This window comes from Trichococcus alkaliphilus, from assembly GCF_003008695.1.
GTDB classification, from domain to species: domain Bacteria; phylum Bacillota; class Bacilli; order Lactobacillales; family Aerococcaceae; genus Trichococcus; species Trichococcus alkaliphilus.
Map to the genome: position 1 here is coordinate 1 of NZ_PXZT01000019.1, position 22867 is coordinate 22867.

Consider the following 22867-nt stretch of genomic DNA (forward strand, 5'->3'; position numbering starts at 1 on the left):
CCAAAATACAAAAAAAGCCAGATTTTTATCTGACTTTTTCAGCAGCCTCAAGCCACTTTGGCGGGGAATTACACCGCTAAACTGCAAACAAGGGCTACCCCATTTTTCGGGGCAGCCCTTGTTTGCGGTTAATGTTCGGTTATGCCTGTGGTTTGATCTTCCAGATTTCATCCGCGTAACGCAGAATCGTGTAATCCGATGAAAACGGGCCTGAGCTTGCGATATTCATCAGTGCCATGCGGTTCCATCTGTCTCTGTCAGAAAAGGCCACATCCGCCTCATATTGCGCTTGCAGGTATCCGTCAAAGTCCTTCAGCAGGAAATACTCATCGTTGTACATGACCAACGAATCGAAGATATCCCGGCCTTCCGTCTCGACACCTGGAATCGTGCCATCAATTAGCAGATTCAGGATACGTTTCAAACGCGGATTCTTGTCGTAGATATCTCTTGAATTGTAAACACCATTGCGATAGTACTCTTGCACTTCATCACTCTTCAGGCCAAAGATGAAGATATTGTCTTCACCGACATTATCCCTGATTTCAACATTGGCACCGTCCAACGTGGCCATCGTGATGGCACCATTCGACATCAGCTTCATGTTGCTGGTACCGGAAGCTTCCTTGCCGGCAAGGGAGATCTGTTCGCTGATATCGGCTGCCGGGATGATCAACTCTGCCAACGAGACACCATAGTTCTCAACGAAAACAATCTTGATTTTATCATTGATGGAAGGGTCATTGTTGATCAGATAAGCAACCGAATTGATCAATTTGATGATTTGTTTTGCGTAATAATAGCTGGGCGCAGCCTTCGCGCCGAAAATGAAGACGCGCTTCTGAAGGTTAACCTTGGGATTATCCTTCAGTTGCAGATATCTGTCCAAGATGTGCAGAATGTTCAACAATTGGCGTTTATAAGCATGCAATCGTTTGATCTGCACGTCGAACAATGCAGTCGGATCGATTTCAATGCCCATCTCTTGCTGGGCATATGCCGCAAAACGTTTTTTGTTTGACAGCTTGACTTGTTCCAGCTTATCCAGGACATTTTTATTGTCGCGGTGCGCCTTCAGGATTTTTATTTCTTCCGGATTGCTTTTCCACTCCGTACCGATAGTTTCATCAAGCATCGCGGTCAGATTTTCATTTGCGATCTGGACCCAACGTCGTTGCGTGATCCCGTTCGTTTTGTTGTTGAATTTTTGCGGATACATCACGTAGAAGTCATTCAGCGTATCAGCCATCAGGATATCTGTATGCAATCTAGCGACGCCATTGACGCTATGGCTGCCGATGATGGCAAGGTTGGCCATCTTGATCTGGCCATTGGCAATGATGGCAGTGCGCTGGGATAATTCTTCCCCATATAAAGGCGTTTTTTTGTCGATATGACGGCGGTTGATTTCCTGAATGATTTGGTAGATACGCGGCAACAGATCCGAAATCATCGTTTCTGGCCAACGCTCCATCGCTTCCTGGAGAATTGTGTGGTTGGTATAGCTGACTGTTTTCTTCGTGATTTCCCACGCTTGGTCCCAAGTCAACCCTTCCTCATCCATCAGGATCCGCATCAATTCAGGGATTGCCAAAGTTGGGTGCGTATCGTTGATGTGGATCGCGATTTTATCAGGGAAAAGGCTCCACTCAAGTTTCAGTCGTTTGAAATAGCGGACGATGCTTTGGATGCCGGCAGAGGAGAAAAAGTATTCCTGCTGGACTCGCAAGAGACGTCCTTCGTAATTGGAATCATCCGGATACAATACTTCGGTGATGCGTTTGACTTCTTCGCGTTGTTCTTCTGTCGAAAATCGCGCCTCATCCCCGTAAGGAATTTCCGCAGACCAAAGCCGCAGATTATTGACGACGCCGTTATGGTAGCCGACTTGGGCCGTATCGTAAGGAACCGCAAGGATATCACGGGTATTTTCGTGACGCACACGCAATCTGCCGTCCCCATCCTCCTGCGTAAAGCTGACATCCCCGCCGAAGCGGACGATGACGGCTTTGTTCTCTTTCCTGACTTCCCATACGTTCCGGTTGCGGAGCCAATTCTCGGGCAATTCAATCTGATAGCCGTTGATGAATTTTTGTTTGAAAAGACCATAACGGTAGCGGATGCCGTTGCCGTTGCCGGCAAGACCGGTCGAGGCGATCGAATCCATGAAACAGGAAGCCAGTCTGCCGAGTCCACCGTTCCCTAAGGCCGGATCGACTTCGGCACGCGCTACTTCATCCAAGTCCAGTCCGAGCTCATCCATGCCTTGTTTGACGCAGTCCAGTATTCCCATATTCAGGAGATTGCTTTTCAGCATCCTTCCGGGCAGGAACTCCATCGAAAAGTAATAGACTTGCTTTTCCTTTTTCTTGTTGTACTCCATGATTGTTTGAATCCAATCTTCGGAGTAGAGTCCGCGGACCAAGTCCCCTAAAGCAATGTACTGTTCCGTTTTCGAACCAGCCTCATAACCGTAAGCGAACAATTCCTCGAATTTCTTTTGGTATTCTTTTTTGAACTCTTGAACGTCAAATGCCATATACGCTTTCAACTCCTTTTATTCGTTGACTAATGACTGATAGACGTCCAGATAATCCTTGGCCGGTTCTTTCCAGCTGAAATCGCTGCTCATCGCTTCGCGCACCATCTCTGCCCAGGCTTTCGGTTGGTTTTCATATACATCAAGTGCACGATAGATGGTTCCGAGCAGTGCATATCCACTGAAATCAATGAATGTGAACCCGGTGCCTTCACCCGTGTAGGAGTTGTAAGGGACTACTGTATCTTTCAAGCCGCCCGTTTCATGCACAATCGGCAAAGTGCCGTAGCGCAAGGAAATCATTTGCGACAAGCCACATGGTTCGAATGCGGAAGGCATCAGGAACATATCCGCGCCTGCGTACATCTGCTGTGCCAAGGTGATGTCAAAATCGATGACCGCCGCAAAGCGATCAGGGTATTTTGCGGCAAAGTAACGGAATGAGTTCTCGTATTCCGCTTCGCCCGTACCGAGGATTGCAATCTGTACATCACGGGCATTCAATAATTCCTCGGTTTTTTCCTGCACAAGTTGGTAGCCTTTCTGATCAGTCAAGCGTCCAACGCTTGTGATCAAGGGGATGTCAGGATTCACTTCCAATCCCAACCGCTCCTGAAGGGCCGCTTTATTTGCCGCTTTACCGGTCAAATCGTCGGCAGAGAAATGGAATTCCAGTTTCGGATCGGTTTCAGGATCATTGACATCGTAATCGATTCCGTTGATGATGCCTCTGATTTTCCAGCTGTTGTATCCCAACGTTCCTTCCAAGCCTTCACCGAATTCTTGTGTTTGGATTTCATTCGCATAGGATGGACTGACCGTCGTGACGACATCAGAGAAATTGATGCCGCCTTTCATGAAATTGACGTTATCATAATACTTAACGCCAGCTTCATGATAGATGTTCATGCCTGTCCCGAAGATACTGGTCAGAATGGAAGGATCATAGACGCCTTGGAAACGGATGTTGTGGATTGTGATGACTTTGCGGATGCCTTGATACGCTTCGACCCAATGGTATTTATCCACAAGCAGGACCGGAACCATAGCCGTATGCCAATCGTTCACATGGACGACATCCGGAATGAAATCAATTTTTTCCATCATTTCGCAGATCGCCAAAGAGAAGAAACCGAATCTTTCGGCATCATCCATTTGACCGTACAGGGAGGGACGATTGAAATAGGCTTGATTATCGATGAAATAATAAGTCACGCCTTCCAATTCCAATGTTTTCACACCGCAGTACATGCTTTTCCAACCGACTTGTACGCGGAAATGCAACAATTCTTTGATGTCTTCTTTGTATTTTGCAGGCATGGTTGAATAATAAGGAAGGACAACCCTGATATCCACGCCTTGTTTTACTAACTCCTTCGGCAATGCGTACGCGACATCACCGAGGCCACCTGTTTTAAAGAAGGGAGCAGCCTCACTTGCGGCAAATAAAATTTTCATCGTGCGCATCCTTCTCTCTAAACAGTAATTGTTTTATTTTTTTCGATAACCACAAGATTATCTTTGGTGCCTTTCAAAGTCACGCCGGGTCCGATAGTCACATTCTTGTCCAGGATGCAATACTCAATGACTGCACCTTCGCCGATCTTCGACCCTTGCATAACCATACTATTGCGTACTTCGGCATCTTTACCGATGGACACTTTCCGGAAGACCAACGAATCTTGCACTGTACCTTCAATGACGCAACCCGTAGCGAATTGGGCATTTTTTACATGTGCCTCTTTCGAGTAATAGGTCGGTGCCCCGTTCTTCACCTTCGTGATGACGCTTTGGCTGCCGTGGAACAAGGCTGAGAACTTATTCTTTTCCAACATTTCCATATTTGCGTTGAAGTAGGCTGGGATAGAATCGATATTGGCCATATAGCCTGTGTATTCATAGGTATTGACTTGGTATTCCGGCAAGTAGTGTTCGATCAACTTGTCCGAATCGAGTTGGACGCCTTCCATTTCGGCACGCTGGATCAATTCCAGCATTTTTTCAGCTCTCATGAAATACATGTTCATGCTCATCGCGGTGCGCTCGATATCGGAAGGCGCATCCTGGAAGTCGGTCAGATGCAGCAAATATTCATCTCGGTCGATTTTGAGCACTTTTTCATGCTGGCGATTTTCCAGAAAGGATTTAGGCACACTCTTATAGACTACAGTGATGTCGCCTTCCTTAGCCAAATGGTGCTGCATAATGGCTTTAATGTCAACATTGGCCAAGATTTTGCTGCCCATGACGATGACATATTCGCCTTGGGAACGGTTGATGAACTCTTTATGGTTCATGTAAAAGTCCGGAGCATCACCATTTTTCTCTTGGACCGCTTTCAACACCTGTTGCGAGTAGGTGAAGATTCCACCGGTCAGTCCGGATTCAAGATTCCAAACGGACCCGCTGCGGATATGATCATAGATCGAACGGCCGCTTCCGGCGATGAACATGCCTACTGATTTGATTCCGGCATGGCTGATGCTTGAAAGATTGAAGTCAATCAAGCGATAGCGACTTGCAAATGGTAATGAAGCAATCGGGCGGATATGCGTCAAAGGTTTCAACGCTGTCTCGTCCTCGGTCAAGTTTAAAATGGCACAAATTCTATTCATCTTCATCTTTCAGTCCTCCTATAACTTCAGCATATCCGACAACTTCGATTTCACCGTTCTTACCGATGACATTCGCGTTATCGGCGATTTTTGCATTTTCTCCGATGATGGCATGCTCGATTGTGACATTCTCTCCGATTGTTACATTCGCCATGATCAAGCTATCGCGTACGACTGAACCATTGCCGACCCGAACGTTCTGGGAAAGGATCGAATGGGTAATTTCACCAGCCACATAGCAACCGTCAACAATCATGGAATCCGTCACATCGGATGTCTCTGTCAAGAATTGCGGAGGGGATACCGGATTTTTGGAATAAATACGCCATTCTTCATCCCTGATGTTCAGGACATGATTGGGATCAAGGAATTCCATGTTTGCTTCCCAAAGGCTTTCGATGGTACCGACATCTTTCCAATACCCATCAAACGCATAAGCAAAGCAGTTTTCGCCGTTTTCCAGATAGGTCGGGATGACGTTTTTACCGAAATCTTCCATTTCGCGTTGCTTCGCTTGATCCTCAACCAAATATTTACGCAGTACTTGCCAATTGAAGATGTAAATCCCCATGGATGCCAGATTGCTTTTCGGTTCTTTAGGTTTTTCATCGAATTCGATGATGCGGTTGGTCTGATCCGTATTCATGATCCCGAAGCGCGGTGCTTCTTCCATCGGAACAGGGATAACACCGACTGTCAAACTGGCATTGTGCGCAATATGGAATTCCAACATGTGGGAGTAGTCCATTTTATAAATATGGTCGCCGGACAGTACCAAAACGTATTCCGGATTGTATCTGTCGATATAGGCGATATTTTGATAGATGGCATGTGCGGTACCCTTGAACCACTTTTCGCCATCTGCACTTGAATAAGGCTGCAGGATAGTAGCTCCGCCATCTCCTCCGTTCAGTCCCCAGGGTTCACCGTTTCCGATGTGTTCATTCAATTCCAAAGGTTGGTATTGTGTCACAACCCCGACTTTATTGATGCCTGAATTAGCGCAGTTGCTTAAAGCAAAGTCGATAATTCGATATTTCCCGCCGAACGGAACTGCCGGTTTGGCTGTTTCGCGTGTTAATTTCCCTAGCCGTGTGCCTTGCCCTCCGGCTAATATCATTGCTACCATTTGATTTTTCATAGTATCAGGAAGAATGCCTCTTCCTTTCCCCTCCTTCTCATCATAACTATCTGTAGATCTATTTATTAACACCAAAAACGCGTTTTGGTTTGATGAACAAAACTCCTAATGCGGGCAACGTAAATTCGATCGAGAAAGGTTGGTTATTCATGCCGTCGAGGCTGGTGACCATTTCAGGCAGATTTTCCGTCCAAGTACCGCCGAATTCCTGCATTTCCGTATTCAGCAATACTTCGTAGTGGCCCTCATACGGCACACCCACTCGGAATTTACGACGCTCTACAGGTGTGAAGTTACAAACGACAATCAGGAAGTCGCGCGGTTTATCACCTGTTCTTATGAAGGAAAGGACTGACTCCAAGTTATTGTCCGCGTCCAAAAGCTCTAAACCGGTATTTGCATCATCGACTTCATGCAAGGCTTTCGTCTCTTTGTATAGATGATTCAATGTTTTGATGTAATGCTGGAACTCCGGATTGAACTCGTTGTTCAAGACACCCCATTCGATCTGATCGTAGAAGCGCCATTCCAGGAATTGTCCGATTTCATTACCCATGAAATTCAACTTTTTCCCTGGGTGAGCCATCATATAGGCTTGCAGCGTCCTTAAGCCCGCAAATTGTTTATAGCGGTCACCGGGCATTTTGGCCAAAAGGGACTGTTTCCCGTGGACCACTTCATCATGGGATATCGGCAAAATAAAGTTCTCATTGAAAGCATACATAAATGAGAAGGTGATCAGGTTGAAATTGTCTTTTCGGAACAACGGATCCATTTCGAAGAAACGCAACGTATCATTCATCCAGCCCATATTCCATTTATAGTTGAAGCCCAAGCCGCCCATCTCGATAGGTTTCGTGACGTTCGCCCAGGCAGTGCTTTCTTCCGCGATCATGTAAGTATCCGGTTGGCGCTCGAAGACTTTCGTGTTCATTTTCTTCAGGAATTCGATTCCTTGGCGATTATCATTGCCACCGTCTTCATTCGGTGTCCAAGGGCCTTCATCATAATCAAGATAAAGCATATTCGAAACGGCATCGACACGAATTCCGTCAAAATGGAACTCTTGCAGCCAGAAAATGGCGTTCGAAATCAGGAAACTGTGCACTTGCGCTTTACCCAAGTCAAAATTCAATGTTCCCCAGCGGTTGTTGATGGCGCGATTCGGATCGGCATATTCAAAAGTCGGTGTGCCATCGAAATTGGCTAACGCATAGTCATTTTTGCAGAAATGTCCGGGAACCCAGTCCATGATGACCCCGACCCCTTCTTTATGCGCTTCTTCCACGAAATCCCGTAATTCGAGTAAATTGCCGTAACGGGCAGCCACCGCGAAGTATCCGGTGATTTGATAGCCCCAAGAAGCTTCCAGCGGATGTTCCATCAATGGCATGAATTCGATGTGCGTGTAGCCCATTTCCTTCACATATGGAATCAACGTTTCAGCAAGGTCCTTGAAGGAATACCAGCTGCCATCATCATGTTTTTTCCAGGAACTGAAATGCACTTCATAAATGTTAAGCGGTTTTTGATAGATGGACTTTCTTTTTTTGTTTGCGGACCATCTACCGTCTTTCCATTTCTTATCGGGCATATCAAACACGACAGAGGCGTCTTTCGGCGGAACTTCATACGCGAAAGAATAAGGATCGATTTTGTATTTCTTTTTGCCGTTTTTGTCCTCGATATAATACTTGTAACAGTCCCCTTGTGCCGCATCCTCCGTAAAGAGTGACCAGCCACCGGTTTTGCCGATTTTTTGCATTTCTACGGGTTTCCATTCAGTAAAGTCCCCAACCACCGAAACGTTTTTTGCATTGGGCGCCCAAACGGTAAAACGCCAGCCTTCAATCCCATTTTCGGTCCGTTGTTTACTTCCTAAAAAGCGATAGCTTTCAAGATGCTCCCCGATGTTGAACAAATACATCTCTTTTTCCAACTCTTTAAGTATGTTCATTTTTGCACTCATTCAGACACTTCCCTTACAATTATATTGCTGTAACAAAACGATCCAATAATGATTTATTTAATCATGCCAGGTCCTTTCATTAATATATATCCATAATACCATTTTAAAGATGATTTTGCCATAATTCATGATAAATATATTGAAACCCTTTTTCCTTCTTAATAGTAATAATGTATCATCATTAATAGTTTTTTTACATAAAAACAACATTGTAAACGCTAATCAAAACTAAACCACGAATATCACTATATAGAAACCATCCAAGTCATAAAAATGAATTTATAATTAGAAATCGATGAAAACCGATTCTACCAAGCTTACTGTTATAACATTTTGTTGGCATTCACTTACAAATATGAACATGGAAATACACAGATAGATTTAGTTAATTATTTCACAATTCGAGCATTCCACCACATCGTAAATGTTGACGCTTACATTTATATAGTAAGAAAATCCTGATTTGCAAAGATTGTGGCATAATTTTTACAATTCAGGATTATTTTTACTTGGTATTTACAATCGTTGTATCAGCAGCTCCACGGTAGGGATATCTGCCGGCGCCCACTCCAACTCGGGCAATTCTGAAACGTTCACCCAACGCATTTCCGTGTGCTCCGACAATCGCGGTTCACCCTCGTACAATTCACAGAGAAGCGTCGTCAACTCCACGGTTCCGAAATCATATGGATATTTGATCGTGAGAAGCTTATCTTTGACCAGTATCCGGCAGGAAAACTCCTCCTCCATCTCACGGACAAGCGCCTCTTCCGCCGTCTCAGCGTCCTCAAGCTTGCCTCCAGGAAATTCCCAGAGGCCGGCTAAAGCCTTACCCGGACCTCTTTTGGCACAAAAAATGCTGCCCTCTTTTTCTATTACAGCTCCCACTACTTTGATCATGCGTCGATTAAATCCTCCTGATTACAAAAATATTTTGTTGATGACCCTTCCATCCGTGGCTTCCGGAAATTTCAGACCGATTGCATGCAGGAAAGTCGGTCCTTCGTCTATCAACCTGCCCTTTTCGACAACAGCGTCTTTGTCGATTCCGGGTCCGGAAACCATCAGCATCGTGGCATATTTTTTCTTTTTCGGACTGAAGCCGTGCGTTGCGCTATGCAATCTTCGGTCAGGAAGGTTTTTGGCGGTGCTTTCCATGAAAGGATACAGCACGTCACTCTCAAAATAATAACCCGCCTTCGCTTCCAGAATGAAGAGGCAATTCTCATCCGCTCCCATTTTTCTGGCTTCTGCAGCCGAATGGATGGTTTCAACCCGGTCTTCAATCCCTTTCAATGCATCCAATATCATTTTATTAGTGATGCTGACATCTTTACGGTAAATATAACAAGCACCATCCGCGGCTTTTGCCAGCACTTTCCAGTCCTTGATGTTCCTTTTGCGATCCAAAGTCTGCCACCCTTTGTCCAAAAACAGGTGGTTCGGGCGGATGACCGTATGCGTATCGATCTGATAATGATCTCCCAGTACAGCCAACACGGTATCCTCATAGATATCCATTTCTTTCATCGCGTCGATGATTTGGCCGAGATGGCGATCCATCCGGACGATGGCTTCTTTCGCTTGATCGCTCAAGACGCCAAATTGATGACGCATGCTGTCCAGATCGACCAGATGCACAGCCAGCAGATCTGGCTGTTTCGTTTTGATCGTGTCGACCGCAATCGCCGTGACAAATTCATCCAACTCCGGTTGGGCAATGCCGTTCCGCAACGAACTGTATTTTTTGTTCATCTCCAGCGCATATTTTGTGCTGGAGGCAAACGCTGAAACCATCACTTGATTTTGCCAAGGTCTGTTCGGAAAAATTTCCACAAGGTTATAGTCGATGGACGGACTTTTCCCTGTCACTGGCCAAAGCAAAGCGCAGGTTGTATAACCAGCCTTCTTTGCGACATCAAACAATGTCGCCTTCTTTATTTCTTTCGCATACCAATACCAGTCCGGAGACTGTCTTTCCGGTTGCCGATGTGTATTGTGGATGATACCGTGGCGATTCGGATTCATCCCGGTTGCGATTGAAGTATGGGCTACGTATGTCAAAGAAGGATAAACCGATTCCACCTCTTTGACGAGTGCACTTCTGTTCAATATTTCCTGGAGATGGGGCAGCGTCTTGGCAAATTCTAAGTCACTGGCACCAAATGCATCTAATGAAATGATATACAGTTTTCTTTTTACCATAATAACACCCTCCTATCCTGCTATTTTACCATATATTGGGAGCCGCATGGATACAGCAAAGTATTTAATTTCAACATTCTTTTGACAGTGACGGAGCAGCTTACGTCACCGGTTTCTAAAATCGGAAACAACAGTTTTCCGTCCGTTCCGTTTCCTTCAAAAAGCTATTCTATTTTGGAACAGGTAGGAGTAAAATAGATAATGTGCAATATCTAACAATACAATAGCGAAATCATCTTATATGCCGACCTCTGCCCTACTGGAAGCACACCGTTTCCATTCAGCAGTTATGAAAAATAAGGCAAGCGGTTACATTATTTGAGCACGTTATTCAAGAAAGTGTGGAAATGCAAACTATGACAATCACATTCACGGATTTTCTCGACAGTATTCAGACAAACCCCATCCTCCTGATCATTGTGATATTGACTCTGGGTGTCATTTTGGTGAACGGCTGGACCGATGCTCCGAACGCAATCGCAACTTGTGTATCCACCAGGTCCATTGCTCCTCAAAAAGCCATTCTGATGGCAGCCGTCTTTAACTTTCTGGGCGTCTTCGTGATGACATCCATCAACGCGACCGTAGCACAGACAATCGCGAACATGGTCGATTTCGGCAACGATCCGAAGCTGTCGATCATCGCACTCTGCGCCGCACTTTTCGCGATTGTTCTGTGGGCAACGGCAGCATGGTACTTCGGAATTCCGACAAGCGAGAGCCACGCCTTGATTGCGGGCATTTCAGGAGCGGCGATTGCACTTCAAGGAGGATTCGGGGCCATCAACGGTTCAGAGTGGATCAAAGTCATCTACGGCCTGATCCTCTCCACTATCTTGGGCTTCGGCTTCGGTTTTGGGGTATCGAAAATCACAACGACCATCTGCAGAAATAAGGAGCGGCAAAAAACGGGACCGTTTTTCCAGATCGGCCAAGTACTTGGCGGAGCGGCGATGGCCTTTATGCACGGAGCCCAAGACGGCCAAAAGTTCATGGGAATCTTTATGTTGGGAATTTTTCTGGGTCAAGGGAACAGCAATACGACCCAGTTCATCATCCCACTTTGGATGATGATCCTCTGCTCATTCGTAATGGCACTCGGCACCTCGATTGGCGGATACAAAATCATCAAAACAGTTGGTATGAACATGGTCAAGCTGGAAGGCTATCAGGGCTTCAGCGCGGACGTAGGGGCAGCTGCGTGCCTATTGCTCTCATCCATCTGGGGTTTGCCGGTAAGTACCACACATACAAAAACGACTGCCATCATGGGAGTTGGTGCCGCAAAACGGCTGTCTTCCGTAAATTGGATCACCGTCAAAGAAATGGTTTGGGCTTGGGTTCTTACGTTTCCGGGCTGCGGTCTGGTCGGTTACCTGATGGCGCTTATTTTCATGAATATATTCTGAGAAGATTGCAACCATGCTGATGAGAAAAAAAACAAAAGAATACAGCTACTATCAAGAATTCATTGAAGTTTCTGCAATGGCCGTTTCCGCAGCCCAATTGATGAACAGCATTTTGGCTGATTACAATTTGGAGACTCTGGAAGCCCGACTGAAGGAACTGCATGAAATCGAACATGCAGCGGATCAAAAGAAGCACAAGATGATGAGTTACCTATACAGCGATTTTCTGCCTCCGCTCGAACGCGAGGACATCATCGATCTGGCCGGAGAATTGGATACGACCATCGACACCATTGAGGACACGCTCATCCACATCGATATCTATCAGATCCAAGAAATCACACCGGCAATGTTGAAGTTTATGGAGATAATCGAAAAGAGCGCGTTAAGCCTGGATGAAGCCATCAATGATCTGAAGAATTTCAAGAAATCAAAAATCATCAAAGAAGCCATCATCACCATCAATCGCCTTGAAAAACAAGGTGACGCTCTGTACACCCGTTCGGTCAAAAAATTGTTTGTAGAACAGAAGGATGCGCTGACGACAATGGCTACGACGAACATCTACGACCGGTTCGAACGGGCCACCGATTCCTTTGAAGCGGCAGCCGATGTCATCGAAATGATCGTTTTGAAAAATTCGTAGCATGTTCCGGTACCGTGCATTCCATAACTGAAAAACAAAGAAGCAGCCACCGAATCCGCTGAGATTCGGTGGCTGCTTCTTAATTGTTCCAGATTTATTTCTTAAGCTTACGGTTCCAATGGATCTTCCTTGTTGCCTGCCTCAGGGGTGGTTTCCTTTTCTTCATCACTTTTCGCGACTGGCGTTTCCGGCACGGTTGTTGCAGTAGTTTTTGTTGGCACTGGCGGTGTTGCGGTCGGTTTCGTTGCTACTATGGTTGTTCCTCCCGTTTTTCTTGGGTGGGTCCGTTCAAACCGTTCTTTCCGGCGCTCTTCGATCTGTTTTCTTTCCAAGAGTTGCTTTTCAGCTCTTTGCTTGCCCCAAACCGTTTTGCCGAACAGTTTTTTGATCGCCCACAACAGCAGTAACAGCAACAGGACGGCTACGAAGAACGGCAGTGCGTAGATGAACCAGATAGCGGCATCCTGCAGCCAATAGTAGAAGGAATAAAGCGAATCGGTGAAAGCATCCTTGACGCGACCCCAGAAAGGCGCTGATCCGCCTTGGTTGTTCGAGATGCGCGAACGTTCGGAAACAGTCAGATACAAAGCCGTATAGTCGATCAGATCGTCGATGTTATCCAATTCGGACTGCAGCACTTCCCTTTCGGCTATGGCCGCACTGAGACTGTCTTCGATGGTAAGAATCTCTTCGACCGTCTCCGCCTGCTCAAGCAGCGTCAACAGGCGCTCTTCCTTGCTTTGCAGCACGCTGATGCGCGTGGCTGTGTCCTCGTAATATTGCGTAACATCTTCGTTGCCTTGCTGCTCGCTTACTTTTGTGCCCAGCCCACCCTCCAGATCATCCAGGAAGGCTGTCACTGAATCTTTCGGAATCCGGATCGTGTAGCTGCCTTGGCGATAGTTTTGGGTCAATGAAGAAGTCGTATAGAACATGTCGCCGCCGCTTGATTCATAGGAATACTCCACATAGGCTCCGTATTTTCCGACTATCTCCTTCAGATAGGCGATGGAATCATCATATTTCAACGTTTCATAGGAAAGGTGGACAGTGGTCACTACCTTTTCGCCGATCAGCAATCCCGAACCGACCGCCCCATCTGATTTGGCTATTTCGGTCGTCACGTTGTCTACTCCAGCAGCGTCTTGTTGCGAAACACTCGTTTCCTCCGGCGTTAAGAATGAACAGCCCACCAGTGAGAATGACAGCAGCGAAAGGATCAATAATTTCAATTTTTTCAATTGAGGCGCCTCCAATCTTTCCTAAGTTTCCTACTTAGATTATACCGCATGGCGGCCGCTGCGCCTAATAAAGCCCTTACATATTCAAACTCCGGCTGTGGCGGGGTTGGCTTGGCCGGAGAACAACCGCGAAAACTAGCCGCTTCTCCGGTGAAGCGGCCCTCGTCGGAGTTGACACGGCTTTAGCGCACTCTCCTCCTGCGAAGCAATCCTCGCAGGAGAAGATGTGTCTTTGGCGGCCGGCAGCTCCGGCGAACCGCCCCTCACCGGAGCTGCCGATCCCATTCATTCCAACACAAAAAGAAAGGGCCGGAAAGGTAAACACCTAAGTGTTCATCTTTCCGACCCTTTCTTCTGATACGGCATGGGTAAACCCATGGATGGGACTGTTCACAGCAGTCACCATCAAACATCCACATCCTGTGGTTGTGCAAGCACGTATGTCCCGTTTGATTTGCAATCACTTCGCCGCTTGCGCGGAATGGGCGAACCCACCTGATTGCTCGTCGCCTCATCGCATGTAAAACATCTTATCATGCAGAAACCGAAAAAGCAAGACTTTTCAGCACGATTCTTTTTTTTACGCAATGACCTTTATTTTATGCCACTCTCGTCAAATTGCTTCAGCCAAGCATCGGCGATGAGCTGGTGGCCTTTTTTGGTCGGATGGACACCGTCATTCGATAAAGTTTCATAACCATCGACAGCACCGATTCCATTCAGATAAGCATCCAGCCCGATCCAATCGGCATCGAACTCTTCGGCAAGGCGTTTGACGATTTCCTGTTTCGGATCCAAATCAACCCGCCAAGTTTTGCGGTCTTCCGGATACGGGAAGACGAACGGCTCCATCAGAATGAGCCTTGCATCCGATTTTTTCCGCAAAGAGGCCAACAAATGGCGGTAATGCATTTCGAACTGTTCAGCGCCCGCTTCGGTCGCGAACACCGTTTCATCGCCGACATTATGCCACGTATCATTGATGCCGATCAACATAGTTACGACATCAGGTTCGAGCGAAACGCAATCGGCGTGCCATCTTTCCGCTATATCATGGATTCGGTTGCCGCTGATGCCGCGGTTGATCAGCTGGTAGTGTTCGGAATCGCCTCTATCCGCAAGAGCCTTCGCTATTATTGCCACATAGCCTTTCCCCAGCGAATCGGGGTTGTTGCGGTTGCGGCCGACATCCGTGATGCTGTCGCCGATGAAAAGCAATTTGCGCTTGGTCGTTTTCTCCATAGGTCCGCCCTATCTGTTCTGGATGACTTCAACCTTGTAGCCATCCGGATCGGTGATGAAGTAGTATCTTACGGAAGAATCAGGCAAACCTTTATAGTCGGTCACGTTGAATCCGGCAGCTACCTGTTTGTCATGGAGTGCTTCAAATTCATCCACTCCGATGGCGATATGGCCATAACCGTCACCGATGTTATAAGGCTCATGGTCGTAATTGTAAGTCAATTCCAACTCATAGTCATCGCCTTTCAAACCTAAGTAGACGATTGAAAACTTGTGCTCAGGGTAATCCAACTTCTTTTTCTCTTGGAAATCAAACGCCTCTTTGTAGAACGCAATCGATTTATCCAAGTGCTGCACGCGGATGCAAGTGTGTAACATTTTCATTGAGTCATCATTCCTCTCATTTATGCTGTCCTTATCATACCGAATTATCGGTTCCATTACAAAAAGTTTGTCGCAAAAATAACCTTGCTATATCCCACAAACTGAATTATTCTAGAGGTTAGTTACCAGCGAGAAGGAGAAAACTCAATGAAGATATGTATCTATTGCCATAACCGCATCCCGAAAGAAGCTTTGATCTGCCCGATGTGCGGGTCGGATGTTTCCGGTTCGGATGCGATCCACCAAGATGATTTTTATCAATCCACTTTATTCGAGGATAATACGGAAAAATTTGTCGACCTTACGGAGGATGAGGAAGAAGAAGCGGCTGAAGCGGCTTCGCGTGCTGATAAGCAAGCCTTCTCTTTCAATGAAGCAAAGAATAAATTCATCCGCTACATGCGTTTTTTGTGGAAAAAAATGAAAGACCCCGCGGAGACCAGAAAATCGCGCAGAGAAAGCCACAACCTTTACGGCTACTTTACCTTCGTCCTTTCAGCGCTGCTTTCAGCCGGATTGGTGACGCGGATTGCGGTCGCATTGGCTAATCAATATGATTTGCTTTCGCAGATTTCATTGCTGCCGACCGTCACTTTCCAGGTAGAACCGGTTGTTTGGTTCATGAAGAGTTTTCTGTTGTTCCTAGCGTTCTACTATCTGTACCCATTTTTGGCGTACCTCATCAAAACATTCTTTTTGCACAGACGCCATGCCTTCCATAACTGGATGACGCAGTATGCGGGAATGAACGCTTTCGGCCTGTTGTTGTTGGGTGCCGCCTTTGTGACCAGCCTCATCGCCCCGATCCTGATGGCTGTCCCGGTGCTGTTGTTGTTCTTGGTCCATCTGTCCAGCTATCTGGTGACGTTCATCGCCAGCCTGTACCAGACGATCAATGAAACGAAGCGGGATACGCTCTACCTTTGCCTCGGCGGCATCAGTGCACATTTGTTGTTGATGATGACGATTGCCTATGTATTATTCCTGAAAATGTAGCATAAAAACAACTGCGGCCCACCTCTGATTGGTGGGCCGCAGTTGTTTTTTTACATATCCAAATCGGTAAAGGCATAGGGAACCAACTCTTTGATTGTCAGCTCCATGATTTTCCCGTGCTTGTCGGAAAGGTAGACAGGCGTTTCGTACCCGCATAATTCCACCATCACCTGGCGGCAGATGCTGCACGGCGGAAGGAAAGTTTCCGTGTCGCCGGCGATGGCGATGGCTACGACGTCGTCTTTGCGGTAGCCTCTCGTAACTCCGGTGAACAAGGCGGTCCGCTCAGCGCAGTTTGTCGCGCCGAAGGAAACATTTTCCACGTTCACGCCTTCGATCACTTCGCCGTCCTTATAGAGGACTGCTGCCCCAACCGGAAAATGGGAATACGGGCTGTATGCATGTTGCATGGCCGCTCTTGCTCTGGAGACTAATTCTTCACTGTTCATCGATGATCCCTCGCTTATCAAGAATGGGTATTTTTTCTGATCGGTAAATGTTCGTGTTTACAGTATACCGATTATTCCAGATTTTGCCAAACCGGAAAGGTCATCGGTCAGCGTTGCTTAGCTCCTGCTCAAGCTTTAATCGTTCGGATCAGAGTTCCGGCAAATTCGCCATGTACTCCTCGAGCGCCTGGATCGCTTCCGCCATCAACTCGGCAGTGACTTCGTAAGGCAGTCCGTGCGCCGGTGCTTCAGGCTTGGTCGACAGACGGGCGATTTCCATGATGCCTTCCGCGTCCAGCCTGTCCAGATGCAGATCGTGGAGGCTCTTCGGAATGTCGAGATGTTCATAGAACGGGATCAGGTTGTCGATCTCCGCCCATTTCTTCTCATAGGCCAATTGGACCATGATTCCATAGGCTACTTTGTGCCCATGCAGGAAATGATGCGACTCAGGGAAATTGGTGATGGCATCATGGATTTCATGGGCGATGGTCGTCCGCGCAAATGCGTCCCCCATCCCGCCGACCATGCCGCTGATGGAAGTGATGACCTCCGTCAGTTTCACAAAAGCTTCGGTCACTTCCCCCGCTTCCAGGCTGGCGATCGCCAACTCGGCGTGATCGAGGATGCTCTGTCTGCAGATGTACGCAGCTTGGCGCGACATCATCAGCATCGGTTGTTGGGCATTCTCAGGCAGCGAAAGGATTTCATCCGATTCGTACCATTTGGCCAGCGTATCCGCCAATCCGGCCACAAAGAAATCCTTCGGTGAATCGATGATCAAGCGCGGTTCCAACAACAAGAGTGAGGCTTGTTGCTGCAGGAAATCATAGCGGATGAACACGCCATCCTCGGTATACATGACACTCAGCGGCGTCCATGGTGCGCAATTGCTCGCTAATGTCGGCACCATTACGTTCAATATTCCCTCTGCTTTAGCTGCTGCATATTTCACTGCATCCATGATTTTCCCGCCGCCGACGCCGATGATTGCATCGCTTTCGTGCTCTGCGGCCAAACTGACGATGCGGTCGACTTCTTCATAGCTGCATTCACCCGAAAAAGCAACTTCGGTGATCGAAAAACCGGCTTGATAAAGCTCTTCAAGGTAGGGACGGGCTTTTTGCCAAGATACTGTCCCGTGCACAATCAAAATATTTTTGACGAAGCGCTCTTGCAATCGTTTCGGTAAAGTTGACAGGACGCCTTCTCTGCATTCGTATTCTTGCGGACCAGTTCTTACGATCAATTCTTTCGTCATAAACGTCATTCCTCCCTGAATTTCTAGACCGTGCGCGTGAATGGATCGCGGCTGATGCCGGCCGCCAACACTTGCTTAGCGTATTCTTGTGCGCCGAACAAGGAATGGTCGCGGTAATTCCCACATTCCTTCGCGGTCGTTGCCGGAACTACGGTCGTTTCCAATACAATCTGCAACACTTTTTCCAAAGCAGAAGCGATTTCTTCCGGAGTGTGTTCACCCCAACAGATCATGTAAAAACCGGTGCGGCACCCCATCGGCGACAAGTCAATGACGCCATCCACATAATCGCGGATGTTGATCGCTAAAAGGTGTTCCAGCGTGTGCATAGCCCCTGTCGGCAACGCATCCTGGTTGGGCTGCACAAAACGCAGATCAAATTTTGTGACGACAGCCCCCGTTTCGTGCACTTCATAGCCTGCTTGGCGGACATACGGAGCCTTCACCAAATCGTGATCCAATTCAAAACTTTCTACTCTAGCCATCTATATTCTCCATTCTTCAGCTGAGGTGCTGTTGTTTGTTTTATTATGTATACCAATTCATTATACTAGACATTTATGAGATTTTCCTTAAAATTATATCACGTGGTGTGTTATCATGTTAGGAACAGAAAAAACTGAATCAGGCTTTCATTCATGAAAGGAGTGCCGCACCACTTTGATAAGCATCGTTTTCCAACAGCTGTTGACCATGTTCACTATCATGTTCTTTGGTTTTATTCTGATCCGTGCGAATGTCATCACCAGCGAGGGTACGCGTCAGATATCGACCATCCTCTCCTTGTTCGTGATGCCCGCGACCATGATCACATCGTTCAATGCCGATTTTGATGCGCAACGCTTGAAGTTGTTGTTATGGGCTACTTTGGCGGCTTTTCTGACGATTTCCATACGCGCGTTCATCGTCCATGTCCTGCTGAAAAAAGAGGACCGCATCGATAAATATGCCACCATTTTCCCGAATGCCGGTTTTGTCGGCATCCCCTTGGTCCTTGCGACCGTGGGCTATGAGGGCGTCTTTTTCATGTCCGGTTACATCATGGCAAACAACGTAACCCAGTGGACTTACGGCCAATATCTGATTTCGGGCGACAAAAAAGCGATGACCTTGCGGCAAACCCTTATCAATCCCGGAATGATCGGGGCTGCCATCGGTTTGTCCATCTACATCAGTCGCCTACCTGTCCCAGATTTTCTCTGGAAGTCCGTCGACAGTTTGGCAGCGTTGAATACGCCACTGGCCATGATCATCCTCGGCAGCTACATCGCCAACAGCAATTTTTCGGAATTGTTGGCTTTCCCGAAAGCGTATTGGACCACTTTCCTGCGTTTGATCGTCACTGCCCTCATTTCGATCGGCGTCATCTATTTGTTGCCGATCGATGACTATATGGTGGAAATCGTCCTGACCATCGCTTCCTGTGCGCCGGCTGCAACGAACACCGCCATCCTTGGCCGTTTGTTCGGCGGCGACTACGAATACGGCGCACGTCTTGTGGTCCTGACCACTCTGTTGTCCTTATTTACAATCCCGATCATCGTGCAATTTGCACAACTGTTGTTCGGATAATCATTTCAGAAAGAAGGTATGAGCATGGAAAAGTTATTAGAAGGTATCGTCAATTTCAGAAGAGGGGATTTTGAATCTCATCGTGAGCTTTTCAAAGGTTTGAAAGCTTCCCAGAAGCCTCATACGCTCTTTATTTCCTGTTCTGATTCACGTATCGATCCAAATATGATCACCGGAACGTTACCAGGCGAATTGTTCATCGTGCGTAACATCGCCAATATCGTGCCGCCTTATCGGATGACTACTGAATACGTGGCAACGACATCCGCCATCGAGTATGCCGTGCTCGCGCTCGGCGTAGAGAACATCATCATCTGTGGCCATTCCAACTGCGGCGGCTGTGCTGCTTGCCTGCATCCCGAAGGCAAACTGGAGGAGTTGCCGCACACCCGCAAATGGCTGGAACTGATCCATCCGGTCCGCGACCGCGTCCTGAAGGAAATCCCGGAATCCGAACCCGAAGCACGGGCTTGGATGATGGAGCAAGGCAATGTCGTGGAGCAGCTGAAGCATTTGATAACTTTCCCCTACATTGCCGAAAAAATGAGGGAAGGCAAGCTGAAAATAAGCGGGTGGCACTACATCATCGAGACCGGTGAAGTTTTCATCTACGACCGCGATAAAGGCGAATTTTTGTTGGGCAACGGTTGAGCAAATTCGAAGAATGAATGGTACACACAGAAAAAGGACGCATCCCGCAATGAAAGCCGGGATACGTCCTTTTCATTTGATTCGTTTTCCGATCTACACAGAACGTAGAGGCAGAGCTTTTTTGCCGACTGTTTTCCAGACGATTTGGGCCAACCAGTAATCGACCATGCTGTGGATGACTGTTCCTACGCCGACCAGCAGCATGACGGAAGAAATCAGACCTTTATCGTAATAGGCTGTCGTAAGGTTGCCTGCAAAGTAGAACAGGCTCACGACGATGACTTCGCAGCCGGCATGCAACACGCCAAGGACCAGGCTGAACAACAACGATTTTTTGAAATCGTGCGCCATCTCCGGGTGCTTTTGGATGTATTTCGCACCGACATAAGAAAAAATCATGTGCGTCGCCGCACGCAGGACTACGACCAATGGAAAGCCGCCAAGCATAAAGCCGACTGCCGTCCCAAAGGCAACCGCAACAGCGATGCCGGGTGAAAGGAACATGGCGATCATCGTCGCCACATGGCTAGCCAACGTAAAGGATGCCGGTTCAAGAATTATTTTCAAAGGGGAGATCATCGGTATCAGAATCCCTATCGCAATCAGTAGAGCAGCTATCGTAATGTGTTTCGTTTGTGTACGTGTATTCATTTCGCCAATCCCTCCAAAGATGTTTACAACTGTCTTGACAGTTGTAATATATTATATAATCTTTTCAGGAGTTGTCAAGCATATTTTCATGGATTTTCACCCGGAATAGAGGATGCCCGCTTCCTGCAATTCCTTTTTGATGCGCAGGAATGTTTCTTCATCCTTGCAGGCAAGCGTATGAAGATGCACGCCGCCGGTCAGCGAAGACAACATCGCCGCTTCATTTGATGCGATTTTCGACATAAAGTCGATGACATCATGGCGCGAACGGATATGCAATTCACCGGTCAAGGTTCCGTAGACCGGATGCTCAACCTGGACATCCACGACCTCGCCGCCATTGTCAACGATGATGTTCAGTTCCGTCACCGTCTCGGCCCGCGTATGCTGGCAGGCAATTTTGCCTGTGAACAGACTGCCTTCGCCCTTGAATGCATTCGCGGAAAGATAGCCCCGTGGCGTTGCCAGGATTTCAATCCCTTTAGCACGGATCAATGCGATATCGCCCACGATGACCTGACGGCTGACCGATAATAGTTCAGCCAGTTGGGTGGCGTTCACCGGTTGGTCTGTGGCCTCCAATAATTTGATGATTTCATTTCGTCTCTCTGCTGCTTTCACAACACTCACCCTTCCGTAACGCGTTCTCTCCCTAATAGTACCCATTTTTGCCCCGGACTGCAAGAATCGTAAATCAAAAAGCCAGCAACGCACCGCACGAAGCGGTTGTTGCTGACTTTTCTTATTTGTTTTCGATAGCGGCCTTATAGCAGCCCAAGAGCCTGAAATAGACGCTGCTCCGGTGGATGAAGCGCAGGGCTTCATGGACGTTTTCGTCGGCGATGTTGCCTTCGAAATCCAGGTACAGCAAGTACTCCCATTTTTCCCCTTCGACGGGGCGGGATTCGATTTTGATCAGGTTGATGTGGTACCTTGCGAAATGACGCAGCAGCTTGAACAGGGTTCCGGCTTGGTTGTCAAGGGAGAACACCACACTGACTTTATTGCAGCGCGGATTCGACTCGAGATCCTTGCCGACGATGATGAAGCGGGTCGTGTTTTCGCTCTGATTCTGGATGCTCTCCGCCAAGATGGCGAGGCCATGGATCTGTGCGGCCCTTCTGCTGGCGATGGCGCCTTTATGCGCATCACCGGAGTCCTTCACCATTTTCGCGCTGTCGGATGTGCTGTGGAACGGAATCTGACGCCACTGCTCGTGGTCCTTGAAATAATCGGTGGATTGCTGGAAACCTTGCGGGTGCGAATAGACTTCCTCGATCTGATCCAGACCGGTCCCTTCCAGGCCGATCAGATGCTGCTCGATTTTGATGTATTGCTCTCCCACGATGGATAGGCCGTATTTGTACAACAGATCAAGCACTTGTGAAATCGCACCAGTGGAAGAGTTTTCCACTGGCAGAACGCCATAATCGATTTCCCCACTCTGGATACCCAGGAACAGCGATTCAAAGGTATGGTAGTTTTTCGGATCGCGGGGGGCTTCCTTGAAATAGGCCAACATCGCTTCTTCGCAGAACGAGCCCGTTTCCCCAAAATAACCGATCTGCGCGTGCTCTTTTGGATCGTAGATCGCAAAAATCTGTTCATAATCATTCGAAGCCGCCCGGACATCCTTTTGGACTTCCTTCGAAAGATCCATGATCGTATCCAAGAAATGATGGGTCTGCACCGCAAACTCTTCACTCTTCAGATGGGTAAGATTCTTTTCCACGACGCGTTGCTCACGGCCTTCGTCAAAGATGGGCAAATCATGCACCAGCTTATAATTGCCGATGGCTTGGGAAATGTGCATCCGTTTTTCGAACAAAGCCACAAGCTCCTGATCAATAGCATCCAACTCTTTGCGATAGTCTTCTAAATCCGTCATACTCGCCT

Annotated in this window: 21 protein-coding genes; 5 read left to right on the forward strand and 16 right to left on the reverse strand. The window is 47.5% G+C overall.

Features of this window, described 5'->3' with window-relative positions:
* Positions 1–139 precede the first annotated feature (139 nt).
* The 7 genes from C7R73_RS12470 to C7R73_RS12500 all read right to left on the reverse strand — a co-directional run bounded on the left by C7R73_RS12470 (position 140) and on the right by C7R73_RS12500 (position 10469).
* A complete protein-coding gene (locus tag C7R73_RS12470; protein ID WP_106450819.1) occupies positions 140–2539 on the reverse strand; it encodes a glycogen/starch/alpha-glucan phosphorylase in 2400 nt (799 codons plus the stop codon).
* Between the two features lie 18 nt (positions 2540–2557).
* Positions 2558–3997: a glycogen synthase GlgA gene (gene glgA / locus C7R73_RS12475; protein WP_106450820.1), complete on the reverse strand. Its 1440-nt coding sequence runs from the start codon at positions 3995–3997 to the stop codon at positions 2558–2560.
* 17 nt (positions 3998–4014) lie between these two features.
* Positions 4015–5160: a glucose-1-phosphate adenylyltransferase subunit GlgD gene (gene glgD, locus C7R73_RS12480; RefSeq protein ID WP_106450821.1), complete on the reverse strand. Its 1146-nt coding sequence runs from the start codon at positions 5158–5160 to the stop codon at positions 4015–4017.
* On the reverse strand, positions 5147–6295 hold the full coding sequence (locus C7R73_RS12485) for a glucose-1-phosphate adenylyltransferase (protein WP_106450822.1): 1149 nt from the start codon (positions 6293–6295) through the stop codon (positions 5147–5149). The genes glgD and C7R73_RS12485 overlap by 14 nt, the downstream gene beginning before the upstream one ends.
* A gap of 58 nt (positions 6296–6353) precedes the next feature.
* Positions 6354–8264, reverse strand: a complete 1911-nt coding sequence (gene glgB, locus C7R73_RS12490) for a 1,4-alpha-glucan branching protein GlgB (RefSeq protein ID WP_239992639.1) — start codon at positions 8262–8264, stop codon at positions 6354–6356.
* Positions 8265–8780: 516 nt separating this feature from the next.
* Positions 8781–9164, reverse strand: a complete 384-nt coding sequence (locus C7R73_RS12495) for a (deoxy)nucleoside triphosphate pyrophosphohydrolase (protein WP_106450823.1) — start codon at positions 9162–9164, stop codon at positions 8781–8783.
* 21 nt (positions 9165–9185) lie between these two features.
* Positions 9186–10469: an alkaline phosphatase family protein gene (locus C7R73_RS12500; protein ID WP_106450824.1), complete on the reverse strand. Its 1284-nt coding sequence runs from the start codon at positions 10467–10469 to the stop codon at positions 9186–9188.
* Positions 10470–10825: 356 nt separating this feature from the next.
* On the opposite strand from C7R73_RS12500, the gene C7R73_RS12505 reads away from it, so the two are divergent.
* Both C7R73_RS12505 and C7R73_RS12510 read left to right on the forward strand, forming a co-directional pair.
* Positions 10826–11878, forward strand: coding sequence for an inorganic phosphate transporter (locus tag C7R73_RS12505; RefSeq protein ID WP_106450860.1), 1053 nt, complete (start codon positions 10826–10828; stop codon positions 11876–11878).
* Positions 11879–11891: 13 nt separating this feature from the next.
* Positions 11892–12524, forward strand: coding sequence for a DUF47 domain-containing protein (locus tag C7R73_RS12510; RefSeq protein WP_106450825.1), 633 nt, complete (start codon positions 11892–11894; stop codon positions 12522–12524).
* Positions 12525–12631: 107 nt separating this feature from the next.
* On the opposite strand, the gene C7R73_RS12515 is transcribed toward C7R73_RS12510, so the two are convergent.
* The 3 genes from C7R73_RS12515 to gloA all read right to left on the reverse strand — a co-directional run bounded on the left by C7R73_RS12515 (position 12632) and on the right by gloA (position 15391).
* The gene (locus C7R73_RS12515; RefSeq protein WP_161525947.1) at positions 12632–13765 is read right to left on the reverse strand and encodes a DUF4349 domain-containing protein; all 1134 of its coding nucleotides are present in this window, start codon (positions 13763–13765) and stop codon (positions 12632–12634) included.
* Positions 13766–14359: 594 nt separating this feature from the next.
* A complete protein-coding gene (locus C7R73_RS12520; protein WP_106450827.1) occupies positions 14360–15007 on the reverse strand; it encodes an SGNH/GDSL hydrolase family protein in 648 nt (215 codons plus the stop codon).
* Between the two features lie 9 nt (positions 15008–15016).
* Complete coding sequence (gloA, locus tag C7R73_RS12525) at positions 15017–15391, reverse strand: lactoylglutathione lyase (protein WP_106450828.1); 375 nt, start codon at positions 15389–15391, stop codon at positions 15017–15019.
* Positions 15392–15538: 147 nt separating this feature from the next.
* Here gloA and C7R73_RS12530 point away from each other — a divergent pair, with 147 nt between their 5' ends.
* Positions 15539–16387, forward strand: a complete 849-nt coding sequence (locus C7R73_RS12530) for a hypothetical protein (protein ID WP_106450829.1) — start codon at positions 15539–15541, stop codon at positions 16385–16387.
* A gap of 50 nt (positions 16388–16437) precedes the next feature.
* On the opposite strand, the gene C7R73_RS12535 is transcribed toward C7R73_RS12530, so the two are convergent.
* From C7R73_RS12535 to C7R73_RS12545, 3 genes are all read right to left on the reverse strand, one after another.
* The gene (locus C7R73_RS12535) at positions 16438–16836 is read right to left on the reverse strand and encodes a cytidine deaminase (RefSeq protein WP_106450830.1); all 399 of its coding nucleotides are present in this window, start codon (positions 16834–16836) and stop codon (positions 16438–16440) included.
* A gap of 148 nt (positions 16837–16984) precedes the next feature.
* Positions 16985–18097, reverse strand: coding sequence for an iron-containing alcohol dehydrogenase family protein (locus tag C7R73_RS12540; protein ID WP_161525948.1), 1113 nt, complete (start codon positions 18095–18097; stop codon positions 16985–16987).
* 23 nt (positions 18098–18120) lie between these two features.
* Positions 18121–18582 (reverse strand): S-ribosylhomocysteine lyase, encoded by a 462-nt coding sequence (locus C7R73_RS12545; RefSeq protein WP_106450832.1) that lies wholly within the window; start codon positions 18580–18582, stop codon positions 18121–18123.
* A 175-nt stretch (positions 18583–18757) separates the two neighbouring features.
* Between C7R73_RS12545 and C7R73_RS12550 the strand changes: the two genes are divergently transcribed.
* Both C7R73_RS12550 and C7R73_RS12555 read left to right on the forward strand, forming a co-directional pair.
* The gene (locus C7R73_RS12550; protein WP_106450833.1) at positions 18758–19669 is read left to right on the forward strand and encodes an AEC family transporter; all 912 of its coding nucleotides are present in this window, start codon (positions 18758–18760) and stop codon (positions 19667–19669) included.
* Between the two features lie 24 nt (positions 19670–19693).
* A complete protein-coding gene (locus tag C7R73_RS12555) occupies positions 19694–20320 on the forward strand; it encodes a carbonic anhydrase (protein ID WP_106450834.1) in 627 nt (208 codons plus the stop codon).
* 93 nt (positions 20321–20413) lie between these two features.
* Here the strand turns inward: C7R73_RS12555 and C7R73_RS12560 are convergent, their stop codons facing one another.
* From C7R73_RS12560 to pheA, 3 genes are all read right to left on the reverse strand, one after another.
* Complete coding sequence (locus C7R73_RS12560; RefSeq protein ID WP_106450835.1) at positions 20414–20971, reverse strand: hypothetical protein; 558 nt, start codon at positions 20969–20971, stop codon at positions 20414–20416.
* Positions 20972–21067: 96 nt separating this feature from the next.
* The gene (locus tag C7R73_RS12565) at positions 21068–21592 is read right to left on the reverse strand and encodes a transcription repressor NadR (RefSeq protein ID WP_239992640.1); all 525 of its coding nucleotides are present in this window, start codon (positions 21590–21592) and stop codon (positions 21068–21070) included.
* A gap of 121 nt (positions 21593–21713) precedes the next feature.
* A complete protein-coding gene (gene pheA, locus C7R73_RS12570; RefSeq protein WP_106450837.1) occupies positions 21714–22859 on the reverse strand; it encodes a prephenate dehydratase in 1146 nt (381 codons plus the stop codon).
* Between the last annotated feature and the right edge of the window lie 8 nt (positions 22860–22867).